Raw genomic sequence first — 11,114 nt, forward strand, 5'->3', positions numbered from 1 at the left:
GTCACGCTGAAAATGCCGGCCTTTGAATGGGTTCATGTGCAGCTCCATCAGCAAAAGGGGATGATAAGTTTATCACCACCGACTATTTGCAACAGTGCCCTTTATCGCCGGTCTCCGGCGTGGTGGTGGCGGTCTCCGGGATGGCGAAGATCTCGCCTTTCGAGGTGGTGAAGCGTACCTCGGTGCCGGTGCTGGTCGGCCTGGTGGTGGTGATCGTCGCCACCGAGTTTATGGTACCGCTACACCGCTAAGCACATACGTAATCGCGCTATGAGCAGGCAGGCCAATTGGCCTGCCTTTTTTGTTTCACGGTATGAGTGTCAGGAGGAGGGGCTGCGGACGCTCATACCAGCGCATATTTAAGAGGAAATATTCAGTTTTTTCTATATTTCATCTGATATATTAAGCTATTAATCTATTGCCTGTTGAGCAGTCAGCAGGAAAATTATGGGATATAAAGATTAATTGAGCAGGCTTTTTGGCCAAAAATCAATCGATCCCGGAAAAATTTAGTAATATTTAGCTTTTCATCTTGCCTGCACAGGCGAGAAGGATAAAAATCTGGCACTGTACTTTTGGCTAGGTTGGCGCGTGGGGAGTTGTGATAACCCTACTGGATAATGAGGGAGCAAACAGTCACTAACATGATGTTCTGACAAACATTATTAGGTGGCGCGATTCAGGTATGAGCCAGGTAAGCGGGATGATGGGTGAGAGGTCAGTGTATTGGTAGCTGTAGAGCCAAGGGCGGTAGCGTATCTAAAATAAAAGTATAATAATATTGTGTTATTTGAGTGGTTCAGTTTTAGATTTAATGAAAGATTATTAATATAGCTTAATTTACTATTAATTGTGTTGTTTAGCGTTAAATAATATATTGTTTGTTGGTGTATTGTGTGACTATAGATGCATACCATTTAAAAGAACTGGTTATATGAGGGTAAATATATAATATGGATTGACATGATAATGTTATTGATTGTTTTTTCACTTTAAGTGAAATTTACTACCTATCACATTTTTATGGAATTTAATGTTGGATATAAGGTTTGTGCAATGACAAAAAAACGTATACTGACTGTTTTTGGAACTCGTCCAGAAGCTATTAAGATGGCACCTCTCGTTCATGCATTAAATATTGATGGGCGTTTTGATGCAAGAGTTTGTGTTACAGCACAACATCGTGAGATGCTTGATCAGGTTTTAGAGGTTTTTAATATTACACCAGATTATGATTTAAATATTATGAAATCTGGCCAGACTCTTAATGATGTTACAGCTTCAATTGTTCTTAATTTAAAACCTATACTCCAAGATTTTAAACCTGATATTATGCTTGTCCATGGTGATACAGCAACAACATTTGCAGCAAGTCTTGCTGCATATTATGAGAAAATAGCAATCGGACATGTCGAGGCAGGTTTACGGACTGGAAATATTTATTCACCATGGCCAGAGGAAGGTAATAGGAAATTAACAACTGCTTTAGCCAAGTATCATTTTGCTCCGACAGAAATATCTAAAAAAAATCTTTTGAATGAGGGTGTTTCCAGCTCCGCAATAACAGTTACTGGGAACACAGTAATTGATGCATTATTAATAATAAAAAACAAAATAGAAAAAAATAATAACCTAAAGAAAGAGTTAGATTCAAAGTTTTCATTTCTTGAATCAGATAAGAAAATGATATTAGTAACAGGCCATCGTAGAGAAAATTTCGGTGACGGTTTCGAGAATATTTGTCAGGCATTAGCTCTAACAGCACAAAAAAACCCTAACATACAAATAGTCTATCCTGTTCATTTAAATCCAAATGTACGTGAGCCTGTCAGCCGAATTCTTACTGGATATGATAATATTTATCTTATTGACCCACAGCAGTATCTCCCATTCGTTTATTTAATGAGTCGGTCAAATATAATTTTAACAGACTCTGGTGGCATACAAGAAGAGGCTCCTTCATTTGGTAAACCTATTCTTGTTATGCGAGATACAACAGAGCGTCCAGAGGCAGTCGCTGCAGGCACTGTGAGATTAGTCGGTACAGAGGTATCTTCTATTACTCGTAATATTGATGAATTACTTACTAGTAAGTCAGCATATGATGCAATGAGTTTCGCTCATAATCCTTATGGTGATGGAAAATCTTGCGCTCGAATTATTAATAAACTATTACATGAAGAAGGATGTTAAAAATGTCTTTTAAGACTATTTCAGTTATTGGCCTTGGTTATATAGGCTTGCCGACTGCAGCGATGTTTGCATCAAAAAAGAAAAAAGTAATTGGTGTCGATGTCAATAAGCATGCTATCGAGACAATTAATCAAGGTAAAATACATATTGTAGAGCCTGAATTAGATGTGGTTGTTCAAACAGCTGTCGAGGAGGGTTATCTGAAAGCTGTTATAAAACCAGAGCCTGCAGATGCATTTTTGATTGCAGTTCCAACGCCATTTCTTCCTTGCAGTAAAAATGAAATTCCTGCGCCAGATCTTTCTTTTATAGCAGAGGCTACTAAAGCGATTTCCCAAATTTTAAAGAAGGGCGATCTTGTTATTTTAGAGTCAACATCACCTGTTGGTACAACAGAGCAAATGGCTATATGGATGAAAGAGTTGCGTCCAGATCTTTCTTTCCCTCAAGATGCTGGAGATAAATCAGATATCAATATTGCCTATTGTCCAGAGCGAGTTTTACCTGGTAAGGTTGTCCAGGAACTTGTAACAAATGACCGTGTTATTGGTGGTATGTCTGAGCGTTGTTCCTTACGTGCAGTAGAGCTCTATAAAACTTTTGTAGAGGGTGATTGCGTAATTACTAATACTCGTACTGCTGAAATGGCTAAATTAACAGAGAATAGTTTTCGCGATGTTCAAATAGCATTTGCTAATGAGCTTTCTATGATCTGTTCAGAGTTAGATATCAATGTATGGGAACTAATATCTCTCTCGAATCGCCATCCCCGTGTGAATATCCTACAGCCAGGACCCGGTGTTGGAGGTCATTGCATTGCTGTAGATCCTTGGTTCATCGTATCTAAAACACCTAATGAAGCCAAAATTATCCATACAGCTCGAATAGTTAATGATAGTAAGCCTGACTGGGTGATAAGTAAAGTTAAACAGGCTTTAGCTGATTTTTTACTTGTGAATAAAAATAAAAAGATTGATGAAGTGACTATCGCTTGTTATGGATTAGCGTTTAAAGCTGATATTGATGATTTGCGTGAAAGCCCCGCTATGCAAGTTACAAAAGCGATTTCTGAATTTCATCCGGGTAGAGTCATTGCTGTTGAACCAAATATTCATACTGTACCACCTAAGTTAAATAATATAGAATTGGTAGACCTTAACTTTGCAATGCAACATGCTGATATTCATTTGCTATTAGTTGATCATAAAGAGTTTAAAGGTAAGAGTGTGAATAACGGCATCGTTATTGATACGAAAGGTATTTGGGTGTAGAAGAGGAGGTTTGGCACATTATGTGCCATTCCCTATTATGAAACAATTGATTTATTATACATTAATTATTATTCCTATAATATATGGATTGATCCATTTTTTAGAATATTCTAGTTTTTTAAGTCGGGTGGCAGGGATAGTCACGGGAAGTAAAGTTATAAGTTATACATTACAACAGAGTACGTTTGTTTTGACGCGATTTGGTTTTGTTGCAATGATGCCAATGATTGGATTGATTGTCGACTATCAAGTAACAAAATATCAATATTTATTTATGGTTCACGCGTCTCTTCTGGTAGCTACATTACTTTGTTTATTATCCTATTTTTGTAGGAAGTATATAATTTCTTATTTTATTAATGTTATAGATTTATATTCCAATAATGGCTCGCTAATCAAATCTATTTTAATTGGGTTTATTAAAAGAGAAAAAACATACTGTGAAGTTTATAGTATGTATAAGTATATCAGAGGAGAGAAAGAAGCTAGAAAATTGATTTTAATATCAAGTGTTGTATTTGGGACTTATGCAATTGGTGTTTATCTTTCTTTTTTTGCAGCGTTGAACTTCTATGAACATAGGTCATCAATTGGACAGCTTTCAGGTCTAATAAATGCCTTTGCTACTGTATTGTTAACATTCTATATTGAACCAAAAATATCAATTTCAATTGATAGGAATGATTCTGATGCGGAAAAAAAAGTACTATGTTTATTGATAGGGCGACTATTGGGAGTTGGATTGTTGGCTCAGGTAATAGTTGCACTCATGTGGTTCATATGATTGATAAACTACAAGGATTTAATCTTTGATGATTTTTGCTCTGATGCTTCCACTATTATTGGTAAATTTTATATCTATATATATAGATTATAAAATAAAAAGTCCGTTTTTTTCATTCTCTTCTGCTACATTATTGGTTTTTACATTGCCTAATATAGGTTATTCTTTATTAGGTAAAGAATATTCGACTGACACTATATTAATAGTTACTCTGTGTGGAACATTGTTTTTATTGTCTTATTCAATTTTAAGACTGGCCTTTACATATCTTATAAATAAAAGAATATCTCAGATTAATATAAATAATTCGGATGATGATATATCAATACAAATAAAAATATCTGCAGTATGCCTGGTTATTTTTCTGCTTATATCTATGTATGGATTCAATTTTAGTATTAAGTCAATGATGATTTCTTCATGGTCTGAATGGCGAGAGCAAGCAAGTTATATTGATTTGCTTGGGGGGTTTTTATTCTTTATAGGTTCATCATTGACGCTGATGATCATAAAATATGATAGAAAAAAATATATACCCTTGATATTGATTATAACACTCTATGTTGTTTTTGTGTTGAAGACAAGAAACTATTTAGTTACATTATTTGGGCCTGCTATAATATATTATATTCTTCATAAGAAAATAAATTGTAGATTTGTTTTGACTGGCTTGTTGTTAATTGGCGTTTTTTTTATGCTATACTCAGCAGCAAGAGATATTCGACATATAGGTTCTATAGAGAAAATTAGTCACTCTAATGGTGAGTTTGAATTTGACCGTGGTGAATTTGAACTAGTAAAAACATTGTATTTTTTTGTTGAAAAGGGAGGAGTTGACGATGAAACTCCATTTCCAACTATTCTTCGGCTTAGTTTATTACCTATACCGTCAGTAATATTGCCATTTGAAAAACCTAAAGAATTATCGCATATACTCTGGAATGAAAAAATGGGTGTTATGGGAGTGTCTGGTTCTCTACATGTAACAGCTATTGGTGATAGTATATTAAATCAAAAATATGTAGGGTGGCTATTTTTCTCACTGTTATACGCAATGTTATTTACATGTCTTGATTTACTTTTGCGAAAATTCAGGTTTGGATTTATTTTGTTTGGTGTTTTTTCAGTCGTTGGCTTTTATATGGCTAGAGGTGCAGTATATAACGGCTTCATTATTCTTCTCATTACTGGCTTCATTTTTACTTTATTTTCATTAATTTTTAGGATGAAAATCATTAGGAGATAAGTTGAATATTTTAGTTTTAATGAGTGGTTATCCATCAGAAAATAATCTGTATAATTGTTCTTGGGCTCATACAAGAAATAAATATTATATTAAAAATAATATTAATGTTGATGTTTTAGTCTTTGGTAATGAAGAAGACTATGTGTTTGAGGGGGTAAGTGTAATAAATCGAGCAAAAGCTATATCTCGGTTGAATAAAAAATATTATTTTAAGGTGGTTAGCCATTCCCCTAATATTAGGAACCATATTCCATTTCTGAGTAAATACTGTTTGAATATACAGAAGATACTTTTTATGCATGGTTCTGAATCAATGTGGATAAATTTTGATTATCCCAAGCCATATGATTTTATGAAGGAGAGTTTTTGGAAAAGATGGGTTAGAAATACTTATGACTTATTTAAGTTTAAGGTGATGAGGAACTTCTTAGAGAAAAATAAAAATATTGATATTGTTTTTGTTAGTGATTGGATGAGAGCAATGTTTGAAAAAAAACGTAATCTCAATTAAAAAAACTAAAAGTTAACTTTCATATCATCAATAATCCATTGAACTATGTATTTTTTGAGCGAGGTTTTTCTGGAAAAACGGAAAAGGTTGCTGATTTTATTACAATCAGAAGTTTTGACTTGTCAAAATATGCAATTGATTTAGTACTGAAGATGGCAAGAAATAACCCGGCTAATACTTTTCATTTATACGGGAAAGGTGACTATTTTAATTATTATGACCTTCCTGAAAATGTAACTGTAATTAATTCTTATCTTAGACAAGATGATATTCCTGATGTTTTGAATAAATATCGGGCAGCTATTATGCCTACGCGATGTGATGCGCAAGGTGTTATGGTTTGTGAAATGGCAACATTTGGTATACCTGTAATCACTAGTGATATAACTGTTAATTTAGAAATGTTTTCAGATTTTGATAATGTTTTCTTATTAGATAACTCTAAAGAATGGGATGTTATTAATACAAAGGTTTTATTGGACAACTTTCCTTCTTTTATGAGAAATACGTCTAGGTTTTCTAATAGTAAAACTTTGGATAAAGAAATTGAGTTGTTAACTAAGTAAAACCATGTCGATAATTATTACTATTTTCATAGCCTCTCATGTAAGATATTTTATTTGAATGGTTCAATATGGAAGCGCTTTTATTTAAACTCTCTCTATGAAGAGAATTGCTTAAATTATTTATCTAAAGTTAATGTGTATTTATGAATATATTTTTATTGTATTATCATACTTTGAAGTATTTGAAGATTTCTCAGGTAGTTGGTAGGATTAAAAAAAAGTTTAAGAGGGTTAAATTATGCAAGGATGAAATCTCTCTAAGAGAGACCTCAGGGAGGTTAATAAGATATGAAATAAATAAACCTGGTTATCTAGGGAGTAGGTGTTTTTTTTTCCTCAATGTAAGACACGAAATAACATCATGGAATGATGAGTGTTTAGATAAACTCTGGTTATATAACTTACATTACTTTAATGATTTAAATTCTACTGGTTCGTTATTAAAAACAAGTCAGCTTAATTCTTTAATAGAATCTTGGATACAAGAAAATCCACCCTTTTATGGTAATGGCTGGGAGCCCTATCCAATATCATTAAGAGTAGTTAATTGGATTAAGTATTTTTTACACTTGAAAACATACCCCTATTATTATTTAGAGAGCCTTTATCAACAAGTTAATGCATTGGAACAGCAATTGGAATATCATTTGTTAGGTAATCATTTATTTTCTAATGCCAAGGCTTTATTATTTGCTGGTTTGTTTTTTGATGGGGAACGAGCAAATTTTTGGATAAAAAAAGGATTATCTATCCTTGATAAGGAAATTACGGAGCAAATACTTCCTGATGGTGGCTATTTTGAATTGAGTCCAATGTATCATAACATTATTCTTTCCGATCTTCTTGATTTGTATAATTTATCAAGTGTGTATCCATATGACTTTATGGTAAAGCGGAGAAGAAAATGGCTAAACATAATTAATAGTATGATTCAATGGGGTAAGCATATGAGTCATCCTGATGGGGAGATTTCATTTTTTAATGATTCGGCTATGAAAGTCGCACCGTCTATGGATGATATTTACGCATATGCTAAAGCTCTTGGGATTAACATCTCTGATGTGAGGATGGTACCAACAACTCAATTTACATATAAGCATCTTTACGATTCCGGATATGTTTCTGTAGTGAGTCAAAATATTAAGGCTATTTTAGATTTGGCAAAGGTTGGTCCAGATTATATTCCTGGTCATGCGCATGCTGATACTCTTTCATTTGAAATGAGTTTTTTTGGATTGCGAGTGTTTGTAAATAGTGGAACTAGTGTTTATGGTTTGGGGCAAGAAAGACTTAGACAAAGAAAAACACAAAGTCATAATACTGTGGAGGTGGATGGTAAAGATTCATCTGAAATCTGGGGAGGGTTTAGAGTAGCTCGTCGTGCCTACCCAAGTGACCCAATTATTAGTTATGATGATTGTTTAACTATTTCATGTGGTCATGATGGATATAAAAGGCTTCCTGGTCGAGTAGATCATTTGAGAGAGTGGAGTTTTTTTGATAATAAAATAATAATTACTGATAATCTAGTCGGTCAGTTTTCTTATGCGACTGCTTATTATCATCTTCATCCAGACATTCATGTAGAGCAGTTAGAGAATGTGGTGCAGTTGACGTTATCATCAGGTCAAAAAATTCAGCTTGAATCTAATATTAAAATAGAGGTACAGTCAAGCACATGGCATCCTGAGTTTGGTATAAGCGTATCAAATAAAAAATTAGTAATAAAAACTGAAGGTTCCATTATCAATTTAATAGTGAGGTACTAGTTTTGCATATTCTGTTTTTAACTGATAACTTTCCTCCAGAAGGAAACGCACCGGCTACTAGGACATATGAGCATGCCATTAGATGGATAAGAAGTGGTCACCAAGTAACTATTATTACTTGTGTTCCAAATTTTCCAGAGGGAAAAATTTTTGATGGTTATAAAAATTGCTGGTATCAGAGTGATGTTATTGATGGAATTAATGTGATAAGAGTAAAAACATATATTGCTGCAAATGAAGGCTTTACTAAGCGCATTATGGATTATATGTCATTTATGGTGACTGGTTTCATTGCTGGGCTTTTTCAAAAGAAACCTGATGTTATTGTCGCAACATCCCCGCAGTTTTTTTGCGCTTGTGCCGGGTGGGCATTGTCAGCCATCCGTAGAAAACCATTTGTTTTTGAACTTCGTGATATTTGGCCTGCATCTATAACTGCTGTTGGAGCAATGAAGGATGGTTTTGCAATTCGTTTTCTAGAGAAAGTAGAGCTTTTTTTATATCGTAGAGCTAGTGCTATTATTTCTGTTACACATGCTTTTAAAAGAGAGTTAATAGCACGAGGAGTTGATGGGGATAAAATAGATGTTATTTTAAATGGTGTTGATCTTGACAAATATGAACCTCAAGCAAAGAAAGATATTCATTTTTTGAAAGAGTATGCTTTAGAGAGGAAGTTTGTTGCTGGTTATATTGGTACTCATGGAATGGCTCAAGGCTTAGAATGTATTATTGATGTTGCGGAAATTCTACAGGAGTATGATGATATACGTATTGTATTTGCGGGAGGGGGGGCAGAAAGAAAAAAAATTGTCGAACTCGTTGAAAAAAGAAAATTAAAAAATATAGTTTTAATTGAACGTCAGCCTAAAGAGATGATGCCAAAACTGTGGTCGTTGTGTGATGTGTCATTAGTTCCATTAGTTAATAATGAGTTGTTTAAAACTGTTATCCCATCAAAGATATTTGAATGTATGGCTATGGGAATACCAACTATAATGAGTGTCCCTGAGGGTGAGGCAACTTCAATTATACGTGATACAAACTCTGGGATTATTGTTGAAAGTGAGAATCCTAAGCAGATTGCTGAAGCCATATTAAAACTATATTCAAATAAAGAGCTTTATCAGGATGTTAGAGTTTGTGGCATAAATGCTGCTTCGAATTATAGTCGAGATCATTTGGCTGCAGATATGATACGTACTTTTAAACGTGTCTGTAGCTAGTAATTAATTGTTATAGTTCGTTGGCATGATTGATTTCTATATTTCATATATGCGTGACAATTGTTTGATAAAATTTCAGTCCGAAGCATCAACAATTGAATTAAAATGTGCTATTTTATTCAATAGTATTTAATATGGCATTTACCCCGATTATATATTAATTATATATGTATTGAGGCTGTTATATGACCACACTTAAAGCCGTAATTCCCGTCGCCGGACTGGGGATGAAGATGTTGCCGGCGACTAAGGCCATCCCGAAAGAGATGTTGCCTATCGTCGATAAACCGCTGATTCAGAAGGTAGTGCACGAATGTGTCCAGGCTGGGGTAAAAGAGATTATCCTGGTGACGCACTCCTCTAAGAATGCCATCGAGAACCACTTCGACACCTCTTTCGAGTTGGAGGCGCTGCTCGAGGCGCGCGTCAAGCGTCAATTGCTGGATGAGGTGCGCTCCATCTGTCCGCCGGGGGTGACCATCAACAGCGTGCGCCAGCATAAGCCGTTGGGGCTGGGGCATGCCATCCTCTGCGCCCGTCCTCTGGTGGGGGAGCATCCTTTTATTGTGGCGTTGCCGGATATCTGGTTAGACACCAGCACCTTCGATCCCGCTACCCAGAACCTGGGGGCAATGGTCAAGCGTTTCGAGGAGAGTGGCCGTAGCCAGGTCTTGGTGCAGCCGATGCCGTTAGAGGTGCTGCCGGAGTACTCGGTGATCAACTGTGCCGATGCGGTGTTAGCGCCGGGGCAGAGTGCCCGCATGACCTCGATAGTGGAGAAGCCGGAAGATGCAGAGAAATACCAGTCCGATCTCTCTGCGGTCGGACGTTACGTGCTCTCCGCCGCCATCTGGCCGATCCTGGCGGCGACCGGTTTCGGCGCCTGGGAGCGTATTCAGCTCTCCGATGCCATCGCCACCCTGTTACAACACCGTCCGGTCGAGGCCTACCGTCAGGTCGGGCATTCCTATGACTGCGGCGAGAAGCTGGGCTATGCCGAGGCCTTCGTCGCCGGCGGTTTGAGCCATCCGCAGCAAGGAGAGGCTTTTCGTGCCTGGTTACGCGATCTTCAACAACGCATCGATTAATTTAGGATACTGACAATGGCGATTTTGGTGACCGGCGGAGCGGGTTATATTGGTTCCCATACGGTACTGGCGCTGCTCGCGCGTGGCGATGAGGTGGTGGTGCTGGATAACTTTGTCAACGCCTCTCCGCAGGCCTTGGCGCGCGTCGAACAGATCTGTGGGCGGCAACCCCAGCTGTATCGTGGCGATGTGCGCGATCGAGCGCTGCTGCGGCAAATCTTCGCCCTGCATCACATCAGCGATGTGATCCACTTTGCCGGCCTGAAGGCCGTTGGCGAGTCGGTGGAGAAACCATTAGCATATTATGATAACAACGTCAGTGGGACTCTGGTGCTACTGGACGAGATGCGCCAGGCAGGAGGGCACTGTTGCAAATAGTCGGTGGTGATAAACTTATCATCCCCTTTTGCTGATGGAGCTGCACATGAACCCATTCAAAGGCCGGCATTTTCAGCGTGAC

General features: G+C 36.8%; 9 protein-coding genes and 2 pseudogenes. All 11 read left to right on the top strand.

Features of this window, described 5'->3' with window-relative positions; translation table 11 throughout:
* Window positions 1-101 precede the first annotated feature (101 nt).
* Window positions 102-251: pseudogene (gene dcuC / locus BFF42_RS03185) on the top strand (anaerobic C4-dicarboxylate transporter DcuC); the annotation flags it as partial.
* Window positions 252-1,056: 805 nt separating this feature from the next.
* Window positions 1,057-2,193: a non-hydrolyzing UDP-N-acetylglucosamine 2-epimerase gene (gene wecB / locus BFF42_RS03190; protein WP_039060524.1), complete on the top strand. Its 1,137-nt coding sequence runs from the start codon at window positions 1,057-1,059 to the stop codon at window positions 2,191-2,193.
* A 2-nt stretch (window positions 2,194-2,195) separates the two neighbouring features.
* Complete coding sequence (gene wecC, locus BFF42_RS03195) at window positions 2,196-3,464, top strand: UDP-N-acetyl-D-mannosamine dehydrogenase (protein WP_039060525.1); 1,269 nt, start codon at window positions 2,196-2,198, stop codon at window positions 3,462-3,464.
* 10 nt (window positions 3,465-3,474) lie between these two features.
* The gene (locus BFF42_RS03200; RefSeq protein WP_129484000.1) at window positions 3,475-4,248 is read left to right on the top strand and encodes a lipid II flippase family protein; all 774 of its coding nucleotides are present in this window, start codon (window positions 3,475-3,477) and stop codon (window positions 4,246-4,248) included.
* 28 nt (window positions 4,249-4,276) lie between these two features.
* Window positions 4,277-5,494: an O-antigen polymerase gene (locus BFF42_RS03205; protein WP_039060527.1), complete on the top strand. Its 1,218-nt coding sequence runs from the start codon at window positions 4,277-4,279 to the stop codon at window positions 5,492-5,494.
* Between the two features lies 1 nt (window position 5,495).
* A complete protein-coding gene (locus BFF42_RS03210; RefSeq protein ID WP_146759024.1) occupies window positions 5,496-6,005 on the top strand; it encodes a hypothetical protein in 510 nt (169 codons plus the stop codon).
* Between the two features lie 38 nt (window positions 6,006-6,043).
* Window positions 6,044-6,571, top strand: a complete 528-nt coding sequence (locus BFF42_RS03215; RefSeq protein WP_158512750.1) for a glycosyltransferase — start codon at window positions 6,044-6,046, stop codon at window positions 6,569-6,571.
* Window positions 6,572-6,714: 143 nt separating this feature from the next.
* On the top strand, window positions 6,715-8,340 hold the full coding sequence (locus BFF42_RS03220) for a heparinase II/III family protein (RefSeq protein ID WP_048230585.1): 1,626 nt from the start codon (window positions 6,715-6,717) through the stop codon (window positions 8,338-8,340).
* 2 nt (window positions 8,341-8,342) lie between these two features.
* Complete coding sequence (locus BFF42_RS03225; RefSeq protein ID WP_039060601.1) at window positions 8,343-9,566, top strand: glycosyltransferase family 4 protein; 1,224 nt, start codon at window positions 8,343-8,345, stop codon at window positions 9,564-9,566.
* A gap of 185 nt (window positions 9,567-9,751) precedes the next feature.
* Window positions 9,752-10,654 (top strand): sugar phosphate nucleotidyltransferase, encoded by a 903-nt coding sequence (locus tag BFF42_RS03230; RefSeq protein WP_039060602.1) that lies wholly within the window; start codon window positions 9,752-9,754, stop codon window positions 10,652-10,654.
* A 15-nt stretch (window positions 10,655-10,669) separates the two neighbouring features.
* Window positions 10,670-11,014 (top strand): annotated as a pseudogene (locus tag BFF42_RS03235) (SDR family NAD(P)-dependent oxidoreductase); the annotation flags it as partial.
* Between the last annotated feature and the right edge of the window lie 100 nt (window positions 11,015-11,114).

The organism is Shigella sp. FC1661 (genome assembly GCF_001712525.1).
Taxonomy (GTDB): Bacteria; Pseudomonadota; Gammaproteobacteria; order Enterobacterales; family Enterobacteriaceae; genus Escherichia; species Escherichia coli.